The following is a 20,699-nucleotide window of genomic DNA, read 5'->3' as shown; positions in this document are numbered from 1 at the left end:
ATGGGGGTCGCCAAAAACAGCGGTAAAGGGCCACGGTTGCCAAAAACAACAACAGACCGCCCCTCAATAATAAAAAAGAGCACGCGACGACAAAATTAAAGGGGAGCTTCGGCTCCCCTTTGTGCTTTCTGTGATTTCTGTTTTTTAAAAGATCGCAGCCTGCGGCAGCTCCTACACCGATCCCCTGTAGGAGCTGCCGCAGGCTGCGATCTTTTGATCTTCAATGCAGCGCCTTCAGCTCCTCGATACTGATCTCACGCATCCGAAACTTCTGGATCTTGCCCGTCACCGTCATCGGAAACTCCTCCACAAACTTGAAGTAACGCGGCGTCTTGAAGTGGGCGATGCGCTCCTTGCACCACGCTTGCAGCTCTTGTTCGGTGGCATTGTGGCCGGGATGGAATTTGATCCAGGCGACAATCTCCTCGCCGTAACGCGAGCACGGAATGCCGATCACTTGTACGTCCGCCACCGCCGGGTGGGTGAAGAAAAATTCTTCCAGCTCACGCGGGTAAATATTCTCGCCACCGCGAATGATCATGTCCTTGTTACGCCCGGCGATGTTCACGTAACCCTCATCGTTCATGCTCGCCAGGTCGCCGGTGTGCATCCAGCCGGCCTCGTCGATGGCTTCGGCCGTGGCTTGCGGGTTGCTCCAGTAACCGAGCATCACACTGTAACCGCGGGTGCACAGCTCACCGATCGTGCCGCGCGGCACCAGGTTGCCCGCCTCGTCAATGATCTTGCTTTCCAGTTGCGGCTGGGTGCGGCCGACGGTGGTCACGCGCAGTTCCAGCTCATCGTTCGGCCCGGTCTGCAGCGACACCGGACTGGTCTCGGTCATGCCGTAGGCAATCTGCACTTCGCTCATGTGCATCTCGCTGATGACCCGGCGCATCACCTCGATCGGGCACGTGGCGCCGGCCATGATCCCGGTACGCAGGCTCGACAGATCGAATTCGCCACGCAGCGGTTGATCGAGCATGGCGATGAACATGGTTGGCACGCCATAGAGACCGGTGGCTTGTTCTTCGGCGACGGTTTGCAGGGTCAATAACGGGTCGAACGCGTCGTTGGGATAAATCATGGTGCTGGCGTGGGTGATGCAGCCGAGGTTGCCCATGACCATGCCAAAGCAGTGGTACAGCGGCACGGGAATCACCAAACGGTCACCCGGGGTCAGGCCGATGCTTTCGCCGACCATGTAACCGTTGTTGAGGATGTTGTAGTGACTGAGGGTCGCGCCCTTGGGGAAACCGGTGGTGCCGGAGGTGTACTGGATGTTCACCGGTTGATCGAAGTGCAGGCTGTCGCTGCGCTCACGCAACTGTTCGGGCGAAACACTGCTCGCCAGATCGGCCAGTTGCGACCACGGCAGGAAGCCCGACGGTGGCTGTGCGTCGAGGCTGATCACCCCACGTAAATCCGCCAGACGTTCGCTACGCAATCGGCCGATGGACTGCTCCGCAAGTTCCGGTACCAGCCCTTGCAGCATGGCGTGGTAGTTGGAGGACTTGAACGCGCCGGCGCACACCAGCCACTGGCAACCGGACTGCTTGAGCACGTATTCCAGTTCGGAGCTGCGGTAGGCCGGGTTGATGTTGACCAGGATCACGCCGATCTTCGCCGTGGCGATTTGCGTGATGCACCACTGCGCGCAGTTCGGCGCCCAGATGCCGAGCCGGTCGCCGGCCTGCAAACCCAGCGCCAGCAAGGCTCTGGCGTGAACATCCACCGCGTCGGCCAGTTGCCGCCAGGTGTAACGCAACTGCTGATGCCTTACGACCAGCGCCTCGCCGTGCGGGTGTTGCGCAACCGTCTGGTCGAACTTCTGCCCGATGGTCATCGCCAGCAAGGCCTTGTCCTGTGAGCCACGGTTGTAGCTGCGCTGCGAGTTTGCACTGGGTTGATCCATGACGACCCCTATTGTCTTTATTAGTGGGTTTACCGGAGCTCACTTTTTTGCGGGTGGCTTTGTGGTGAGGGGATTCATCCCCGATGGTGTGCGAAGCGCACCCTCAGTTTTTCCTGCTGAACCGCATTCACAGGTTTTGGGTCGGCTTCGCCAACCTTCGGGGATGAATCCCCTCGCCACACAAGCTCGCGCTCACAAAAAAGCACTCCGCTTTCAATCCTGAACTGCCCCTACTCTCGCTCAAGTTGACGTTAACGTAAAGGGTGATTGACAGTCATTCGTCACAGGCTTACGTTAACGTAAAGGTGAGAGCCGTTCGACCGCCCTTCCAACCTACAAAAAAGCCAAAAGGTGACCCATGAGCTATCCATCCCTGAACTTCGCCCTCGGTGAAACCATCGACATGCTGCGCGATCAAGTTCAGTCCTTCGTCGCCGATCAGATCGCGCCACGCGCCGCGCAGATCGACCACGACAACCTGTTCCCGGCCGACATGTGGCGCAAATTCGGTGACATGGGCCTGCTCGGCATCACCGTGCCGGAAGAGTACGGCGGCGCGGGCCTGGGTTACCTGGCGCACGTGGTGGCGATGGAAGAAATCAGCCGCGGCTCGGCTTCCGTGGCGCTGTCCTACGGCGCGCACTCCAATCTCTGCGTCAACCAGATCAACCGCAACGGCAACCACGAACAGAAATCCAAATACCTGCCGAAGCTGATCAGCGGCGAACACGTTGGTGCACTCGCCATGAGCGAGCCGAACGCCGGTTCCGACGTGGTCTCGATGAAACTGCGCGCCGACAAACGCGGCGACCGCTTCGTGCTCAATGGCAGCAAGACCTGGATCACCAACGGCCCCGACGCCAACACCTACGTGATCTACGCCAAGACCGACCTGGAAAAAGGCCCGCACGGCATCACCGCGTTCATCGTCGAGCGCGACTGGAAAGGCTTCAGCCGCAGCAACAAGTTCGACAAGCTCGGCATGCGCGGTTCCAACACCTGCGAGCTGTTCTTCGATGACGTCGAAGTGCCGGAAGAAAACATCCTCGGTGTGCTCAACGGTGGCGTGAAAGTGCTGATGAGCGGCCTCGATTACGAGCGCGTCGTACTGTCCGGCGGTCCGACCGGGATCATGCAGTCGTGCATGGACCTGATCGTGCCGTACATCCACGATCGCAAGCAGTTCGGCCAGAGCATCGGCGAATTCCAGCTGATCCAGGGCAAAGTCGCCGACATGTACACCCAGCTCAACGCCAGCCGCGCCTACCTGTATGCAGTCGCTCAGGCCTGCGAGCGTGGCGAAACCACGCGCAAGGACGCCGCCGGGGTGATCCTCTACACCGCCGAGCGCGCCACACAAATGGCCCTCGACGCGATCCAGATTCTCGGCGGTAACGGCTACATCAACGAATTCCCGGCCGGGCGTCTGCTGCGTGATGCCAAGCTGTACGAAATCGGCGCGGGCACCAGTGAGATCCGGCGCATGCTGATCGGCCGCGAACTGTTCAACGAAACCCGCTAAAACGGAGCTGCACATGGCTATCCTGCATACCCAGCTCAATCCCCGTTCAGCGGAGTTCGCCGCCAACAGCGCGGCGATGCTTGAACAGGTCGACGCGCTGCACACCCTGCTCGCCCAAGTGGCGCAGGGCGGCGGCGCGAAAGCCCAGGAACGTCACACCTCGCGAGGCAAGTTGCTCCCGCGCGAACGCATCAACCGCCTGCTTGATCCGGGCTCGCCGTTTCTCGAGATCAGCCAGCTCGCCGCGCACGCGGTGTACGGCGAAGACGTGCCAGCCGCCGGGGTGATTGCCGGGATCGGCCGGGTCGAAGGCGTCGAGTGCATGATCGTCGCCAACGACGCGACGGTGAAAGGTGGCTCGTACTACCCGCTGACCGTGAAAAAACACCTGCGCGCGCAGACCATCGCCCAGCAGAACCGCCTGCCGTGCATCTATCTGGTGGACTCGGGCGGCGCCAACCTGCCGCGTCAGGACGAGGTGTTCCCGGATCGCGAGCACTTTGGCCGGATCTTCTTCAACCAGGCCAACATGAGCGCGATGGGCATTCCGCAGATCGCCGTGGTCATGGGCTCGTGCACCGCGGGCGGTGCCTATGTGCCGGCGATGGCGGACGAAGCGATCATGGTGCGCAATCAGGCAACGATCTTCCTCGCCGGCCCACCTTTAGTGAAAGCCGCGACCGGAGAAGTGGTCAGCGCTGAAGACCTCGGCGGTGCCGATGTGCACTGCAAGATTTCCGGCGTGGCCGACCATTACGCCGAGAGCGACGAACACGCCCTCGCCCTCGCCCGCCGCAGCGTCGCCAACCTCAACTGGCGCAAGCTCGGCGAAGTGCAGCAGCGCACGCCGATTGCGCCGCTGTACGCCAGCGACGAGTTATATGGCGTGGTTTCGGCCGACGCCAAACAGCCATTCGACGTGCGCGAAGTGATTGCGCGGCTGGTCGACGGTTCGGTGTTCGATGAATTCAAGGCGCTGTTCGGCACCACGCTGGTCTGCGGTTTTGCGCACCTGCATGGCTACCCGATCGCGATCCTCGCCAACAACGGCATCCTCTTCGCCGAAGCCGCGCAAAAAGGTGCGCACTTCATCGAACTGGCCTGCCAGCGCGGCATTCCGCTGCTGTTCCTGCAGAACATCACCGGGTTCATGGTCGGCCAGAAATACGAGGCCGGAGGCATCGCCAAGCACGGCGCGAAACTGGTGACCGCCGTGGCCTGCGCCAAAGTGCCGAAATTCACCGTGATCATCGGCGGCAGTTTCGGCGCCGGTAACTACGGCATGTGCGGGCGCGCTTACGATCCGCGCTTCCTGTGGATGTGGCCGAATGCGCGCATCGGCGTGATGGGTGCCGAACAGGCTGCGGGCGTGCTGGTGCAGGTCAAACGCGAGCAGGCCGAACGCAGCGGCCAGACCTTCAGCGCCGCGCAGGAAGCCGAGATCAAGCAACCGATCCTCGACCAGTACGAAGAGCAGGGTCACCCCTACTACTCCAGCGCACGCCTGTGGGACGACGGCGTCATCGACCCGGCGCAGACCCGCGATGTGCTGGCCCTGGCCTTGTCCGCGTCGTTGAACGCGCCTATCGAACCGAGCCGCTTCGGCGTGTTCCGGATGTGATGCTTTTTTTGTGGGAGCGAGCCTGCTCGCGAAGACGGTCTGTCAGCTCCGGATACTTCGACTGATACACCGCTTTCGCGAGCAGGCTCGCTCCCACAAGAACCGTGGAGACGGAAGAATATGAGCGATTTCAACACCCTCGAATTGCACAACGACCCAAGGGGTTTCGCCACCCTGTGGCTCAACCGTGCGGAAAAGAACAACGCGTTCAACGCTGAGATGATCCGCGAACTGATTCTGGCGCTGGACAAGGTCGCCAGCGATGCCAGCCTGCGTTTCCTGGTGGTGCGCGGGCGTGGCAAGCATTTCAGCGCCGGCGCCGATCTGGCGTGGATGCAGCAATCGGCCGAACTCGATTACCACACCAACCTGGACGATGCCCGCGAACTGGCGGAGCTGATGTACAACCTCGCCAAGCTGAAAATCCCGACCGTGGCCGTGGTGCAAGGCGCGGCGTTCGGCGGCGCGCTGGGGCTGATCAGTTGCTGCGACATGGCGATTGGCGCCGATGATGCGCAGTTCTGTCTGTCGGAAGTGCGCATCGGCCTGGCGCCGGCGGTGATCAGTCCGTTCGTGGTGCAGGCCATCGGCGAACGTGCGGCACGTCGCTATGCGCTGACCGCCGAGCGCTTCGGCGGGCAGCGTGCGCGAGAAATCGGCTTGTTGTCCGAGAGCTACCCGGCCGCCGAGCTTGATCAAGCCGTCGAGCAATGGATCGATAACCTGCTGCTCAACAGTCCTGCCGCGATGCGCGCCAGCAAGGATCTGTTGCGCGAAGTCGGTAACGGCGCGCTGACCCCGGCGCTGCGCCGCTACACCGAAAACGCCATCGCGCGCATCCGCGTCAGCCCTGAAGGCCAGGAAGGCTTGCGCGCCTTCCTGCAAAAACGTGCACCGAGCTGGCAAGCCGCAACCACCACCAAGGAGCCGCGTTGATGAGCGCACCTGTTCTCACCACCCTGCTGGTGGCCAACCGCGGCGAGATCGCTTGCCGGGTCATGCGTACCGCCAAGGCGCTTGGCCTGACCACCGTCGCCGTGCACAGCGCCACCGACCGCGAAGCGCGCCACAGCCGGGAAGCGGATATCCGCGTTGATCTCGGTGGCAGCAAAGCCGCTGACAGTTATCTGCAAATCGAAAAACTGATCGCAGCGGCCAAGGCCAGCGGCGCGCAGGCGATTCACCCGGGTTACGGCTTTCTGTCGGAGAACGCCGGCTTCGCCCGTGCCATTGAACAGGCCGGGCTGATTTTCCTCGGTCCCCCCGCCTCGGCCATCGACGCGATGGGTAGCAAATCCGCAGCCAAGGCCTTGATGGAAACCGCCGGCGTGCCGCTGGTGCCGGGCTATCACGGCGAGGCGCAGGATCTCGAAACCTTCCGCGATGCCTGCGCACGCATTGGCTATCCGGTGCTGCTCAAGGCCACGGCCGGTGGCGGCGGCAAAGGTATGAAAGTGGTTGAGGACGTCAGCCAACTGGCCGAAGCGCTGGCCTCGGCGCAGCGTGAGGCGCAGTCGTCGTTCGGCGATTCGCGGATGCTGGTGGAGAAATACCTGCTCAAACCACGCCATGTGGAAATTCAGGTGTTCGCCGATCAGCATGGCAACTGCCTGTACCTCAACGAGCGTGATTGCTCGATCCAGCGCCGGCACCAGAAGGTCGTCGAAGAAGCCCCGGCCCCGGGCCTGACCCCGGAACTGCGCCGCGCCATGGGCGAAGCGGCTGTGCGTTCGGCGCAGGCGATCGGTTACGTCGGTGCCGGCACCGTGGAGTTTCTGCTCGATGCGCGCGGCGAATTCTTCTTCATGGAGATGAACACGCGCTTGCAGGTCGAACACCCGGTCACCGAAGCGATCACCGGTCTTGATCTGGTGGCGTGGCAGATTCGTGTGGCACGCGGTGAAGCGTTGCCGATCACACAGGAACAAGTGCCGCTCAATGGCCATGCGATTGAAGTGCGCCTGTATGCCGAAGATCCGTCGAATGATTTCCTGCCCGCCACCGGACGTCTGGAGCTTTACCGTGAATCGGCCGCCGGACCGGGGCGTCGGGTGGATAGCGGGGTTGCAGAAGACGATGAAATTTCGCCGTTCTATGACCCGATGCTCGGCAAGCTGATTGCCTGGGGCGAAGATCGCGAGCAGGCTCGCCTGCGGCTGTTAAGCATGCTCGATGAGTTCGCGATTGGCGGCTTGAAGACCAACATCAACTTCCTGCGGCGGATCATCGCGCATCCCGCGTTTGCTGCGGCGGAGCTGGATACCGGGTTTATTCCGCGTTATCAGGAAACGCTTCTGCCGGCTCCGGGTGAACTGAGTGATGGGTTCTGGAATACGGCAGCACAGGCTTTCGCGCAGAGTTTGCCGGGTACTGTTCGGGCGGATGATCCGGGGTCGCCGTGGGCCTTGAACAGTGGTTTGCGCGCCGGCCTGCCGGCAGAAGTCACTTTGCATTTGAGCTGCGAGGGCCAGGATCGGGCGCTGACGCTGAATAGCTCAGGCAACGCCACACTGTCCGGTGAAGCACTGGTGGTCGAGCACGATGGCGTACGCCGTACCTTGCGCGCCATTCGTCAGGGCGATTCGCTGTACCTGCAATGGGACGGCGAGTTGCGGCGCATTCAGACGTACGACCCGATCAGCGCCGTCGACGCCAGCCACAGCCATCAGGGTGGTCTGACTGCACCCATGAACGGCAGCATCGTGCGGGTGTTGGTGGAGGCCGGGCAGTCGGTCGAGGCCGGCGCGCAACTGGTGGTGCTCGAAGCAATGAAGATGGAGCACAGCATTCGCGCGCCCCATGCGGGAGTGATCAAAGCGCTGTATTGCCAGGAAGGTGAAATGGTCGGCGAAGGCAGCGCTTTGGTTGAATTGGAAGCCGTGTAAATGGGAGATCAATCCTACGCCGAGCGAGGATCGATCTGACTAGAAACGCGCCGTGGCCTGAACCACCACGCCGATGATTCGGCACTCATCGGTGAACAGGGCTTTGGGCCAGGTCGGATTGAGCGGTACCAGATAACGCTAGCCGCCCTCTTCGTCGAGCTTGCGAAAGATCGCTTCATCGCAGCCCTGCCACTGGGCGATCACCAGTTTGCCGGGCAGCGCTTCCACTTCCGGATCCACCAGGATCAGCATGCCTTCGGCGATGCTCTGGCCGGAAGGTGCGGTCATCGAGTTTCCCGTCACGGTCAGCCAGAACGCTGCGCCACGGGCGTGATAGTCCGTCAGTTCGAAGCGCTGCTTGTCATGCGTCGGGGCGTAAGCGGCGGTTGCACTCTCGCGCGATTCGCACGGCGTGTGCCAGTCGCTGACCGGATAGCGGAAGTACGGGTTGTACTTCTGCGCCAGGGGCATGTCGTCATCGTCGGTCTCCTGCGGCTCGCGAATCACCAGCACAACTTCCAGGAAGTCCATCCCGAGTGCCTGCAATACGCGGTTCATTTCCGTGATACCCGGCTCGCGACGTTTGTTCAGCCAATGGCCGATCCCGCCCTGGGACATGCCGACGCGCTCTCCGAGCTCTGTTTGAGTGATTTTGAGTTCACTCATTTTGGCCTTGACCAACTCAATCCATTTATCCATGTGCGGCACCTTACTTGCCCCGCCTTCGGCCGGCAAAACACATATTGTAGTATTTAAATTCTGGTCACAACTACGCATCGTACTATGCTGGAAGCACGGACTTTCAATCGAACAAGGAGTGACCCTTCACCATGAATATCAGCAGCAAAGACTTGCCCGATCTGCAAATGGACACCACGTTCACCTCCCCTCAGGGCAACGCAGCAGCGCAGCGAGCACTGGACTATTACTTGAAACCAGCTGTGTCAGAACCCGAGGTGGACGAACGCTTTTTCGATGTAAAACGCCATCTCAGCGGCGAAGAGGCCCTGGTGCACGCGTCGGATCTGCTGCGTTGTGCAGCCGCCACCGCCTTCAAGGCAGCAGAAAACCTGCAAGGCGCGAGTCGTGACCTGGCATTTTCGGTGGTGCATATGGTGGATATGGCGCGAGCGATGGTCGACCATTCAATTGATGGCGGGCAGCTCTGACGGACACTGGAAGCAGACGGACAGGAAAGAATTTTCCAATCGCGCAGATAAAAACATTTGACTTGCAAATGATAATGATTATTATTGCAAGCAGCTGGTCGCGAGATCAGTCGATGGACCAGAGACCTCAGGTCGGTCTTCTGGACTATCTCCTCATCAGGCTAATCACGGTTTTTGACCCGGCTTTTTGCCGGGTCTTTTTTTGCCCGTTTTTCGGGCTTATGGCTTCAGGCTAATGAAGTCTTTGGTGCTGCAAATTCGATGGCGCGGATAATATCAAAAGAATATCGCTTGGCAAGCAAAGCCCGGCCCGATTGGAGCAAACTAATGACAATTAGCACTTGAGAATCAATCGCACACTCTCTAAGCTGCTTGCGCGTCACGGAAGACGCCCCCACCGCAAGCCGCAATTTCCCTCGGTTTCACCCCAGTCTTGCGTGTAAAGTAGCTGCCATAAAAATCATATTCAGGAACCGATATGACCGTGGCCAAATCTTCGTTCGACATCAGCGCCAACTTCGACAGCGGCAACATCCAAGTCATCGACATCTCCAATCCGCTCAACCCGGTTCTGGCCATTCGCCCGGATACCCGTAGCGCTCACTTCCAGTGGTTCCACTTCAAGGCCAGCGGCCTGCATGTTAATCAGGAACACTGGTTTCGCCTGGTCAACGCCAGCCAATCCTCCTACAACAAAGCCTGGACCGGCTATCAGGCCGTCGCTTCCTACGACCACGTCAACTGGTTCCGCATTCCTACCAGTTTTGAAGGCGACAGCCTGCGCTTCTGCCTCGAAGCCGAGCAGACCCACGCCTGGTTCGCCTACTTCGAACCCTACAGCCGCGGTCGTCACGACTGGCTGATCGAGCAAGCGCTGACCAAGGCCGGCACCGAACTGCTGGCCACCGGCAAAAGCGTCGAGAGTCGTGACATTCAACTGCTGCGCAAGGGCAGCGGCGCCGAAGGCCAGCGCAAAATCTGGATCATCGCGCAACAGCACCCGGGCGAGCACATGGCCGAATGGTTCATGGAAGGCGTGATCGAACGCCTGGAACGCCACGACGACCCGGTGCTGAACAAGCTGCTGGCCAGCGCCGATCTGTATCTGGTGCCGAACATGAATCCGGACGGCGCCTTCCACGGGCATCTGCGAACCAATGCCATGGGCCAGGACCTGAACCGCGCCTGGCAGAGCGCCAGCCAGGACATCAGCCCTGAAGTCCTTTTCGTACAACAGCAGATGGAAAAGTACGGCGTCGATCTGTTCCTCGACGTACATGGTGATGAGGAAATCCCCCACGTGTTCACCGCCGGTTGTGAAGGCAACCCGGGTTACACGCCGCGCATCGAAAAGCTCGAAGAGCATTTCCGCACGCACCTCAAGCACACCACCAAAGACTTCCAGACCCAGTACGGCTACACCCGCGACGAACCGGGCCAGGCCAACATGACTCTGGCATGCAACGCGGTCGGCCAGAAATACGACTGCCTGTCGCTGACCCTGGAAATGCCGTTCAAGGATCACGATGACCATCCGAACAAAGAAACAGGCTGGTCGGGCAAGCGCTCGAAACAGCTGGGCAAGGACGTGCTGACCACCATCGCAGACATGGTCGACACTCTGCGCTGATCCCTCCCCCCGCTCTACCCAAAGATCGCAGCTATGCCTGCGATCTTTTTTTTGCGCAATCAAACGCCACGACCAACAAGGTTGCAAATTAAAACCAGAATGCTTAACGTGATTCTGGTTTTAATTTGAAACCCAAAAAGGAATCAGGGCATGCAATCTCAACCTCTCAAAAGCAGCGTGGTACTGCTGTTCGCCATTGCCTGCGGGCTGGCGGTGGGCAACGTGTATTACGCGCAGCCGCTGCTGGATGCCATGGCCGAGGCCTTCGCCATGTCGCCGGCAACCATCGGCATCGTCATCACCCTGACGCAGATCGGCTATGGCATCGGTCTGGTGTTGCTGGTGCCACTAGGCGACCTGCTCAACCGTCGGCGGCTGATCGTTACCCAGACCCTGCTCTCGGCCGCCGCGCTGCTGATGATCGCGCTGGCGCCCAACAGTGTGTGGTTGCTGCTCGGCATGACCCTGACCGGTTTGCTTGCGGTGGTGACGCAAGTGCTGGTGGCGTACGCCGCGACCCTGGCGATCCCGGCGCAACGCGGCCGGGTGGTCGGCGTGGTCACCAGCGGCATCGTCGTTGGCATTCTGCTCGCCCGCACCATTGCCGGGGCCATGGCTGATCTGGCCGGTTGGCGGGCGATCTATCTGCTGTCGGCGGGGCTGACGCTGCTGATGGCACTGCTGCTGTTGCGCGTATTGCCCAAGGATGAAGCCGCGCAGCCGGCGAGCCGTTACGGCGCGCTGATCGCTTCGGTGTTCCGCCTGTTCAGGCAAGAGCCGGTGCTGCGACAACGGGCGATTCTCGCGTTGCTGACCTTTGCCAGCGCCATGGTCCTGTGGACGCCGATGGTGCTGCCGCTGGCCGCCCCGCCACTGTCGCTGTCGCACAGTGAAATCGGCCTGTTCGGGTTGGCAGGTGCCGCCGGTGCACTTGCCGCCGCGCGCGCCGGACATCTGGCTGATCGCGGCCTCGGCCAATGGGTCAGTGGCCTGTCGCTGCTGCTGATGCTCGCCTCGTGGCTGCCGATCGCCCTCACGCAGTCCTCGTTGTGGGCGCTGTTGCTCGGCGTGATCACCCTCGATCTGGGCTTGCAGGCCGTGCACGTCACCAGCCAGAGCATGATCTACAGCGTGCGCCCCGAAGCGCAAAGCCGCCTCACCGCCGGCTACATGCTGTTCTATTCGATCGGCAGTGCATTGGGTTCGATTACCTCGACGGCGATGTACGCCTGGGCCGGCTGGACCGGCGTGTGTCTGCTTGGCGCCGCTATCAACGCAGTGGCGCTGAGTTATTGGTGGCTGACTCTGAAAAGTGGCGCACCGCAGCGGTGCGCCACACAGACGGGTTAATCGCGACCGCGACCGCGCAACATGCTGTCGAGCACCTCGTCGCGACGCACCCAACCATGGAACAGCGCCGCCGCCAGGTGCAACAGCACAGTCAGGAACAACAGGTACGCCAGATAGCCATGTGCCTTGCGCAGCAGGGCAAACACTTGCGCATCGGCTGGCAAAATCGATGGCAACTGCAAGGTATTGCTGAGCATCACCGGCTCCCCGGACGCACTGATCATCGCCCAACCGAGCAGCGGCAGCACCAGCATCAAGGCGTACAACAACACATGCGAAGCCTTGGCCGCCATCACCTGCCAGCCCGGCAGATCCGCCGGCAGCGGCGGCTGTCGAGTGGAAAACCGCACCAACAGACGCACGACCACCAGCAGCAGAATCGCAATCCCCAGCGGTTTGTGCAGATGAATCAGCCATTCATGCCGCTGTGAAACCGAAGTGACCATGCCGGCGCCAATGAACAACATGGCGATGATCATCAGCGCCATCAGCCAGTGCAGCAGCCGCGCCAACAGCGGGAAATGAGTCGGTTGCGTGCTCATGGGCGAGCCTCCTGACGGGCGGCGGGCAATTGGCTGACTTCACTGGTGCGCCGTAGATAGGAATCGGCGTAACCGGCGGAACGCGCGGCGAGCAGCGGGTCGTCGGAACCTTCGATACCGGCCGGCAGCACCAGCGGATCGTAGTTGATGTCGCGGCATTCGCCGCTGAGCTGCGGCTGGGTCTTCTCCAGCACCAGCGTGCCGGCGTTGATCACCTTGCGGCCCTCGGCCCAGGTTTTACTGGCATCGTTCACCGGATCACCGGGGTTGGCCAGGGTGATATTCAGCTGCCAGCGCAACGGCCCTTCGGCCAGACGCTGCACCAGATCCTTCTCGAGAAAATCCGCCCCCTCCGGCGCCGAGGCTCCGGCGGCATCGCGCGCCAGTGGCGTGACACTCCAGCGCACCGCCTGCTTCTGCCCACTGGCGTTGACCAGATAGAACGCATTCACGCTGTTGTAGGTTTCAGTGGCATAGCTGGCCGACGGTTTGGCGGTCTTCACCCACGTCAGAAACGGCACGGCTTCCGGGTGGGCGGCGAAGAATGCCGGCACTTTCGACGGATCCGGTTTGCCCGTGGCCGGGTCCGGCGACTGCGCCTGCTGCAATTGATAGAACGCCTCGGGAGTGCCAACCGGGAACACCGGCATGCTGTTCATCCCGGTGCGCCATTGCTGACCGTTGGCCTGGGTAAAACGCAGCGCCAGACTGCGGATCGGCACACTGCTGTCCGGGGCGTAGGGATTGCCCGCCGGCAATGCGAAACGCCCGACAACCGGCGTCTGCGCCTCGTTGAACACCTGCGCGGAAGAGAACGCTCGCGCCTCGCCACTGCTCTCGAAATGCCCGATCACGCACACGCCCTTGGCGTGGTTGCGCCGGAACCCGGGGTGCACGCCGTTGTTTTTCTCCAGCACATCGACCAGCGCCTTGGGCGTCAGACGTTGTGGGTCAAGGTTACCGTGCACGTAGGCAAACGCCCCGGCCACTGCGGCAACCACCACGGCAATCGCCGTCAGGCGCAACACTGTGCTCGCGGCACTCAAGGGCGGGCGCGACGGCCTGCCCGGCGGTGAAGTGCGATCAACCATGAATAACTCCAGGGCCATCGGCCACAAGTAGGAAGAATCAGCAAGACGCGCCCCAGCGGGATTTATTCCATGGCCCGGTATTTATTTTTCCGAACGTGGAATAACCTCGAACGGCAGACGTCTCCCTAGTCCACAGCGTAGTGACTAGCAGAAATTCATGAGCGAATTCGACGAACAGTTGAGAGAAATCATTCCCAGATTGCGCCGCTTTGCTGTGTCGTTGACCCGCAACAGCAGCAGCGCCGACGATCTGGTGCAGGCCAGCCTCGAGCGGGCCCTGTCCGGCTGGGGTGCGAAACGCGCCGAGGGTGACGTGCGCGCGTGGCTGTTCGCGATCCTCTATCGGCAGTTTCTCGACGCCCACAGACGCTCTCGTCGTTATGCGCGGATGCTCGAATTCTTCACCGGTCGCGACAACGCCGAACCCTCGGTCGAGCGCACCGTGATCGCCCAATCGACCCTGCAAGCCTTCGATTGCCTGCCCACCGAGCAACGTGCGCTGTTGCTGATGGTCTCGGTCGAAGGCCTGAGCTACAAGGAAGTCGCCGAAATTCTGGACGTCCCCACCGGCACCGTGATGTCGCGCCTGTCCCGCGCCCGCCAGGCCTTGCGCCAACTCAGCGACGGCGAAATCAGCAGCCCTTCTTTGCGGATACTCAAATGATCAGCATGCCCCCCAGCGAGCGCGACCTGCACGCGTACGTCGATCACCAACTCAACGAAGCCGACCGGCGTCTGGTCGACACCTGGCTGACCACTCACCCGGAAGCCGCCGCGCAGGTGCGCGCCTGGCAGCACGACGCCCAGTTGTTGCGCGCAGCCCTGGGTGGTGCGTTGCAGCAACCGGCCAATCCGGAACTCGATCCGGCGCTGATTCGCCAGCGCCTCAAGCGTCAGTCGCGTCGTCACCTGGCCAGCGCGGCGGTGTTGCTGATCGCGGTCGGCATCGGCGGGTTCAGTGGCTGGCAGGCGCGGGAAATGACCCTCGTGAGGTCTTCGATGTTGCCGATGACCGACGCCTTGCAGGCCTATCGTTTGATCGCCCAGCAAGGGATATTGCCGGCGGACTACAAGGTCGACACTGACGGCGACATGCAGCGTTGGCTCGACCACTATTTCACCCAGGCCAGTCGCTTGCCGGATCTGAAATCCGCCGGTTTCGAACCGGTCAGTGGCCGCCTGCTCAGCACCGACGAAGGCCCGGCGGCGATGGTCATGTATGAGGATCGCAGCGGCCACAAGGTCAGTTTCTATGTGCGACCACCGGGGCCGAAGAACACCTTCCTGCCTCGCGGTAGCCGCAGCGACGGCGATCTGCAGGCCGATTACTGGTCCGGTGACGGGTACAACTATGCAATGGTCAGCCCGACGCATTCGCCGGCGGCAAAACAACTGAAGCAATCAATGCAATTCTGAAAGCCCCACTGTAGGAGCTGCGGCACGCTGCGATCTTTTGACCTTGATGTTAAAAATCAAAAGATCGCAGCGTGCCGCAGCTCCTACAGGGGACTTTGTTGAGTCAGAACCCTACGTCGAGCACCACATTGTCCAGGTAAGTGCCCGCCGGCGGCGTGGTCTGATCGGTGTAGATCTTCGCGTTGTAATTGAAAATCTGGCTCCCCGTACCCAAGCCATTCCCCGGATTGACCTCCGCGTCGGTGCTCGACCGGCGCGCGCTGCCGACGCTGCCCCACCGGGTGGTGCCGGCACTTTTGAAGATGTCGTAGGCCAGATAGTTGCTCCCGGAAATCATCCGCCGCCGGCCGCCGACACTGGCCGGGTTCTGCCCGTCGCTCAAACCGACGGTGTAGGCGCTGCCCTTGGTACAGGCCAGGTTGATGGTCTGCCCGGTCACCGGGGTAAAAGCGCTGATCACCGGTGCACTGCCAAAGGCAATGTTCGGCGCAGTAATCGTGCAGTCGTTGGACACGGTCAGGTTCACCGTCAGCGTCGCCGTACCGCTATTGATGTCACGCCCCAGACAAACACTGCCGATACCGATCCCGGAGCAGTAATTCCAGTTCCAGAAAATACTCAGGGTTTCCGTATAAACCCCGGCGGCGACGTTGCTGCCAATGGTCGTGCCCAGATACAGCGGCACGGTTTTCGGGGTGGTACCGTTGAGCAGTCCCAGGGCGTCGATGATGCCGTTACGCGCGAAGTCATAGGCGGTGCCGCGAGTCACCGGGTAGCTGGTGCTGTTGTTGGCGTAGATTGTGTAGCCAATGACGTCGCCCGTCGGCCCGAGCAAGCCGCTCTGGGTCGAGGTGATGGTGGCGTAGAAATGATCGTTGCTGGTCAGCAATGACAGCAGCGAACCAGTACAACTCAAGCCTGCATTGAGTGTGGAACTGGGCTGCGTCGTGGTGCGCACGGCAATCGAGCTGATCGAGCCGAACGCCGCCGGCGTGGTGCTGACCACCGAACACAAGGCCTGCGCCATCCCCGGCAACAGTAACGCCAGACACAGGCAAATCCGCGCCGCGTTCATTGGCACACCAACGGGCCGATCAGCGGCACCTGGCTTTGCTGCATATCCACTTCGAATTGCGTCTTGCAGGTTTTGCCGTCGGCCAGCGTCACCTGCAACGAGTTCTGCGCCTGCAGGTTTTCCAGATAGACCAGCCCGTCCCAGCCGACCACAGTGCGCGCCCCGCTCTGCTCGTGCAGCACGCCGGCGCCCAATGGCAGTTCGCGTTGCTGCGCATCTACCAGCACGATGCTCGCGGCGATCACCCGGGTCAGAGGAAACTCCAGCAAATAGCCGCTGCCACGGCGCACGGCGATGCGTTGTTCGACGTTGGGGCTGCGCACGTTGGCCGGCAGATTCAGCGGATCGATTTCGTATTTGCCGCGGTAGTACGCGCTGCTCCACGGCACCAGCAAGTGCCCGTTTTTATCGGTCTGACCGACCTGCTGGTTTTCGTAGCGCACCGGAATATCGGCGAAACCCTCGGTGCTGACCACCACAAACGCGTCGTCGATGCGATTAGCGGCGAACACCTGGCGGTCCATCCATACCAGCGAGCCACTGGCATCGGCCCAACGGGTCTCGGCGTCGGACGTACCGTAGACCCCGGCCTGCAACTGCACAGATTGCAGACGCCAGGTCACATCAGCCTGACGATAATCGGGGCCATCACCCTTGGCGTAACCCAGATTGAAACCGACCCCGCCCTCGGTCGGCACCGAACGACTGTAATTGACCCGCTGCTGACTCTGCCCGGTTTTGCTCCGCTCGCTACTGATCGCCAGGCTGCCGCGCAGATCGAACGGGATCACCAGTTGCGCCTGCACCGCCCAGTTGCTGTCGCCGATCTCGCGGTTGGCCGACAAATAGAAGCTGCTGTTGCGCCACAGCGGTTTGCTCCAACTCAGATTGAGCAGACGCGTACGCGAATCGTCCGCCGCGCGCACATCGAAATAACCGGCACCGAGGCTGCCCCAGCGCTCGAGGTTGACGCTCAGAGTCGCCTGCTCGCTGCGCCGGCTGAGGCTGATGTAAGGGCTGTCGATCACGCTCAGGTCGGCGTACTGATCGCGGCGTTGCAAGCGCTGCCAGGAAAAACTGTAGCGCTGGCTGCTGTACTGATAACCAAGACTCAACTGCTCGCCGCCGTCGCCGTCGAATCGGCTCTGACTGATGGCGCTGTTGAGCACGCCGAAATTGCCCAGACGCCAATTGCCGCCGATGCCGCCGAGGGTCAGCGAGTCAGCCGCTTCGGCGTGGCTTTCCACGGTGAAGCTGTCGCTGACACCGTAGCGCAGGCTGCCGGAAGTCACGCCAGGGCCATAGCTGAAGTCCTTCAATCCGTAATCGCGGCGCAACGTACCGGCCGCCACCGAAAAATCACTCAGGCCTTTTTGCAGCAGACTGCTGGTGACATAGAACGGCACCGTGGTCGACACCTGCCGCCCCAGCGCATCGGTGGTCACCACTACCGCCTCCCCGGCGCCGTTGATGAAGGGAATATTGGTCAGGGTGTACGGCCCCGGTTGCAGGTCGGTGCTGCTCGACTTGTAGCCGTTGATGAACAGATCCACCGACGACGGCACTGCGGCCTCACCGGCAAACTGCGGCAACGGATAGGTCACCAGATCCGGGCGCACGGCAAAATCCCGTGAGAACTGCACACCGCCCAGACGCACCGAATTGCTCCACGGCAAGGCGCCGCTGATCACGTCCCCGCCCTCGTAGGTGAGCATTCGCTCGTCATCGGAGTAACGCCAGGTGGTGTCGTAGCGCAGGTAACCGTTGTCCAGCGTGCTGAGCGAATCCCCAGACAAAGTGCGCCGGTACTGCCCGGTGTTGGACAACGTGCCCCAGCTATCGAACAGCCGCAGCTCGTTCCAGGCCGCCAGATAAGTGCCGGCATCATCGGTGTCATTGAGGTACAAATCGTAGTTGAACAACGCGCCGAAACTGCTCAGCGCCGGGGTGCGCGGATAGTTCTCGCGATTGCCGATGAACTGGTCCGGCAACCACTGCGGTGGCACCACCAGCAGCAGGCGCTGACCGACACTGTCGTATTCGCTGTGCAGTCCCGGCAGGCCGTCGAGATCGATTTCGTCAGCGCTGCCCTCGGGCAATTTCATCCCGTTTTCGCGCAATACGCTGGCCGGCAGAAACAGATGCCCGTCGCGCTGCTGCACTGCCACCACCCGCCCGGTGTTCATCTGATTGACTACCAGTTCCAGAAACAACTGTGCATCACTCACGGCCTCCATGCCGCTGGGCGGTGGCGGCAGTTCGCCGGCCTCGGATGGTTGCACGAACATCAGGCAACACGCGCCAGTCATGAGCCACAACGGACGCTGAATACGACGAGCCCATCCCGGGCTCATACACGCTTTACGTCCGTCAATGGACTCGATCCTCCTGATGCCACTCTTGCCAAAGCCAGTTATCTTTCTCTGGAATTTTGACGACACGATGCATTCATTGTGGCGAGGGAGCTTGCTCCCGCTCGGCGGCACAGCCGTCGTCAGAACTGTTTAAGCGGACTGCCTGACATGGCTTGGGGCTGCATCGCAACCCAGCGGGAGAAAGCTCCCTCGCTACAAAAGTCCACTCGGCATTGGCTCCTTTTTCAGCGTCCCGGCGCAATGCTCTGCACCTGGGCCCCGCCATTGACTCGCACCTGCAACGCCGACTCACTCGCCAACGCCCCAGGTGCCGGCCAGCGCATCACCGCGCCCGGCAGCACATAACCCAGCAACCCCTCGGCTAATGGCTTGCTCTGTCCACCCTGTTTGATCGCCACGTCGGTCAGCCGCGCATGCACAGCGCCCTGATTGCGCACTTCGATATACGGTCGACCGTCCACCGCCACCGTGCGCCAGCTCAGCTGCGGCACACCGATACCTTTGGGGTCACGCGGGCGGGTGCTGTCTTCCTTGCTCCACAGCCCCGCGCCGTAGGCAAACAAGGGCACCGAATAGCGCATCTGAAAGCGGATCGCGGCCGCGGTCTTGCCGCCCTCGGCAGCCGGCGGCTGGGCAGAAGGGATTTCGTCGATGATGATCCGGTAGGCCAGTTCCTGCCCCGGCGGCACATCCTTGGTCCGGGTCAGGCGCACCAGTTGTTTTTGCCCCGGCTCGATCTTCGCCACCGGCGGGCTGCCGATCACGTCGCGCTGGTTCTGGTATTGCTCTTCAAAGCCGCTCTGGCTCCAGCCGAACACGCGGATCTGCAGGTTGGCGGTTTCCGTGCCACGGTTTTCCAGCCATAGCGCACTGGCCTGTTGATCGGCCTCCAGCACCGGATCGATCGGCCAGATCAGCACCGAGCTGGCGGCCTGCGCATGGCCGGCCCCGAACATGACCAGCGCCAGCAACGCGCCCTGCAACAACGAATGCCCAGACGTAACTGCCCCCATGAACCTGCTCCTTGTCGGCCATTCAAATGTCGCTTTACCACGACAGCTGCACCTGCAACACGTCGCTGTACGTCCCCCCGGGCTGATTGCCCGGCAATTGCACCTGACCGTAAATCGGCAGGCTGATGTTGTTCGCATCGCTATAGGCCACCGCCACGCTCTGGCCGATGCCCAGGCTCTGGCTGTAAGCCGCATCGCGAAACAGCGCATACGCCACCCGCGCACTGCCGCTGTTGATCTGCATGTGGCGACCGCTGCTGTTGTACTGGCCGCCATCGACCGTCATGTTCAGTGCCACCCCCGGTGTGCATTGCAACTGCACGCCGCCGGTCAATGCCACTTGCACCGTGCCGGTCGCGAGGGCCGAACTCGAACCGAAATTCAGTCCGCCGTAATTCGACACCCCGCCCACCACCAGGCATCCCGGCGTGATGGTCGCGCTGACCTGAAAGCTCTGGCTGGTCGCCGCCCCCAGCGGCAGCGGCACACTGCCCGCACAGAGCAGGAGCAGCGCGGCACAGCCCTGGCGGCGCATGGCATCAGAACGTCAGTTCAACAGCGACGGTGTCGGTGTACGTCCCCGCCGGCAACCCGGCCTTGCCCACCGCCTGACCGTAGATATTCACCGTCTGCGCCACGCCAGTGCTGGTCGCCAGGTTGATCGTGCCGTCGATCGGCAGCAGTTGCGAATGCCCGGCATCGGTGTAGAAATCGTACGGCACGTAATTGGCGACACCGTCGTACAACGCGCGGGCGCCACCCGGGGATTGCCCGTCGTGAGCACCGGCACGCACCTTGACCACCGGCGTCGTGCCGCTGGAGCAGAGAATCGACAGTGCCCCGCCACCGCCGCCCAGTACCTGCCCGCTCGCGGTGGTGAACAGACTGTTGGCGGTGCCGAAGTTCAGCGCACCGAAGTTCAGCCCGGTGGAACCGCCGGCACCGTTGACCTGACAGCTGCTGATCAGGGTCAGGCTGGCGGTGATCTGTCCGGTGACCGTGGTGGCGGCGTGGGCACTGGAAACCAGCGTCAGGCCGAGCAACGACAAACCTATCCTTGATGCAAACTTGCGCATGGTGTCCGTCCTCTACGGG

The 20,699-nt window shown here is 61.7% G+C and carries 17 protein-coding genes and 1 pseudogene; 9 read left to right on the top strand and 9 right to left on the bottom strand.

Features of this window, described 5'->3' with window-relative positions:
• Nucleotides 1–220 precede the first annotated feature (220 nt).
• Complete coding sequence (locus tag JN524_RS14920; RefSeq protein ID WP_202369815.1) at nucleotides 221–1,915, bottom strand: AMP-binding protein; 1,695 nt, start codon at nucleotides 1,913–1,915, stop codon at nucleotides 221–223.
• Between the two features lie 358 nt (nucleotides 1,916–2,273).
• Here JN524_RS14920 and JN524_RS14915 point away from each other — a divergent pair, with 358 nt between their 5' ends.
• The 4 genes from JN524_RS14915 to JN524_RS14900 all read left to right on the top strand — a co-directional run bounded on the left by JN524_RS14915 (nucleotide 2,274) and on the right by JN524_RS14900 (nucleotide 7,943).
• Nucleotides 2,274–3,437 (top strand): isovaleryl-CoA dehydrogenase, encoded by a 1,164-nt coding sequence (locus JN524_RS14915; RefSeq protein ID WP_041068789.1) that lies wholly within the window; start codon nucleotides 2,274–2,276, stop codon nucleotides 3,435–3,437.
• 13 nt (nucleotides 3,438–3,450) lie between these two features.
• On the top strand, nucleotides 3,451–5,058 hold the full coding sequence (locus tag JN524_RS14910) for a carboxyl transferase domain-containing protein (RefSeq protein WP_134785980.1): 1,608 nt from the start codon (nucleotides 3,451–3,453) through the stop codon (nucleotides 5,056–5,058).
• 120 nt (nucleotides 5,059–5,178) lie between these two features.
• Nucleotides 5,179–5,994 carry a gamma-carboxygeranoyl-CoA hydratase gene (locus JN524_RS14905; RefSeq protein ID WP_202369814.1) on the top strand — a complete coding sequence of 272 codons (816 nt, stop codon included), beginning with the start codon at nucleotides 5,179–5,181 and terminating at the stop codon, nucleotides 5,992–5,994.
• Nucleotides 5,994–7,943: an acetyl/propionyl/methylcrotonyl-CoA carboxylase subunit alpha gene (locus JN524_RS14900; protein ID WP_202369813.1), complete on the top strand. Its 1,950-nt coding sequence runs from the start codon at nucleotides 5,994–5,996 to the stop codon at nucleotides 7,941–7,943. Before JN524_RS14905 ends, JN524_RS14900 begins: the two co-directional genes overlap by 1 nt.
• A gap of 39 nt (nucleotides 7,944–7,982) precedes the next feature.
• Here JN524_RS14900 and JN524_RS14895 read toward each other — a convergent pair.
• Nucleotides 7,983–8,642: pseudogene (locus JN524_RS14895) on the bottom strand (LexA family protein).
• Nucleotides 8,643–8,773: 131 nt separating this feature from the next.
• On the opposite strand from JN524_RS14895, the gene JN524_RS14890 reads away from it, so the two are divergent.
• The 3 genes from JN524_RS14890 (at nucleotide 8,774) to JN524_RS14880 (ending at nucleotide 12,092) form a co-directional block, all read left to right on the top strand.
• Nucleotides 8,774–9,112, top strand: a complete 339-nt coding sequence (locus JN524_RS14890; RefSeq protein ID WP_202369812.1) for a DUF6124 family protein — start codon at nucleotides 8,774–8,776, stop codon at nucleotides 9,110–9,112.
• A 478-nt stretch (nucleotides 9,113–9,590) separates the two neighbouring features.
• Nucleotides 9,591–10,742 carry a M14 family metallopeptidase gene (locus JN524_RS14885; protein WP_202369811.1) on the top strand — a complete coding sequence of 384 codons (1,152 nt, stop codon included), beginning with the start codon at nucleotides 9,591–9,593 and terminating at the stop codon, nucleotides 10,740–10,742.
• Nucleotides 10,743–10,892: 150 nt separating this feature from the next.
• A complete protein-coding gene (locus tag JN524_RS14880) occupies nucleotides 10,893–12,092 on the top strand; it encodes an MFS transporter (RefSeq protein ID WP_202369810.1) in 1,200 nt (399 codons plus the stop codon).
• Here JN524_RS14880 and JN524_RS14875 read toward each other — a convergent pair.
• Nucleotides 12,089–12,634, bottom strand: a complete 546-nt coding sequence (locus JN524_RS14875; protein WP_202369809.1) for a cytochrome b — start codon at nucleotides 12,632–12,634, stop codon at nucleotides 12,089–12,091. The two genes, JN524_RS14880 and JN524_RS14875, sit on opposite strands and share 4 nt — an antisense overlap.
• The gene (locus JN524_RS14870) at nucleotides 12,631–13,725 is read right to left on the bottom strand and encodes a catalase family peroxidase (protein WP_202369808.1); all 1,095 of its coding nucleotides are present in this window, start codon (nucleotides 13,723–13,725) and stop codon (nucleotides 12,631–12,633) included. Before JN524_RS14870 ends, JN524_RS14875 begins: the two co-directional genes overlap by 4 nt.
• Nucleotides 13,726–13,882: 157 nt before the next feature.
• Between JN524_RS14870 and JN524_RS14865 the strand changes: the two genes are divergently transcribed.
• Together JN524_RS14865 and JN524_RS14860 are read left to right on the top strand one after the other, a co-directional pair.
• Nucleotides 13,883–14,389: an RNA polymerase sigma factor gene (locus tag JN524_RS14865; protein WP_202369807.1), complete on the top strand. Its 507-nt coding sequence runs from the start codon at nucleotides 13,883–13,885 to the stop codon at nucleotides 14,387–14,389.
• Nucleotides 14,386–15,141, top strand: coding sequence for an anti-sigma factor family protein (locus JN524_RS14860; RefSeq protein WP_202369806.1), 756 nt, complete (start codon nucleotides 14,386–14,388; stop codon nucleotides 15,139–15,141). Before JN524_RS14865 ends, JN524_RS14860 begins: the two co-directional genes overlap by 4 nt.
• A gap of 103 nt (nucleotides 15,142–15,244) precedes the next feature.
• Here JN524_RS14860 and JN524_RS14855 read toward each other — a convergent pair whose 3' ends face one another.
• The 5 genes from JN524_RS14855 to JN524_RS14835 form a co-directional block, all read right to left on the bottom strand.
• On the bottom strand, nucleotides 15,245–16,216 hold the full coding sequence (locus JN524_RS14855) for a Csu type fimbrial protein (protein ID WP_202369805.1): 972 nt from the start codon (nucleotides 16,214–16,216) through the stop codon (nucleotides 15,245–15,247).
• Entirely contained in the window at nucleotides 16,213–18,570 is a 2,358-nt protein-coding gene (locus JN524_RS14850; RefSeq protein ID WP_202369804.1) for a fimbria/pilus outer membrane usher protein, read from the bottom strand. The genes JN524_RS14855 and JN524_RS14850 overlap by 4 nt, the downstream gene beginning before the upstream one ends.
• Before the next feature lie 245 nt (nucleotides 18,571–18,815).
• The gene (locus JN524_RS14845; protein WP_202369803.1) at nucleotides 18,816–19,604 is read right to left on the bottom strand and encodes a fimbrial biogenesis chaperone; all 789 of its coding nucleotides are present in this window, start codon (nucleotides 19,602–19,604) and stop codon (nucleotides 18,816–18,818) included.
• A gap of 34 nt (nucleotides 19,605–19,638) precedes the next feature.
• On the bottom strand, nucleotides 19,639–20,139 hold the full coding sequence (locus JN524_RS14840) for a Csu type fimbrial protein (protein ID WP_095138831.1): 501 nt from the start codon (nucleotides 20,137–20,139) through the stop codon (nucleotides 19,639–19,641).
• 4 nt (nucleotides 20,140–20,143) lie between these two features.
• Nucleotides 20,144–20,680, bottom strand: a complete 537-nt coding sequence (locus JN524_RS14835) for a Csu type fimbrial protein (protein WP_027614606.1) — start codon at nucleotides 20,678–20,680, stop codon at nucleotides 20,144–20,146.
• Between the last annotated feature and the right edge of the window lie 19 nt (nucleotides 20,681–20,699).

The organism is Pseudomonas sp. MWU318 (assembly GCF_016756945.1).
Classification (GTDB): Bacteria; Pseudomonadota; Gammaproteobacteria; order Pseudomonadales; family Pseudomonadaceae; genus Aquipseudomonas; species Aquipseudomonas putida_A.
The sequence above is the reverse complement of the archived record's forward strand: the minus strand, read 5'-3'. Positions and strand labels throughout refer to the sequence as shown.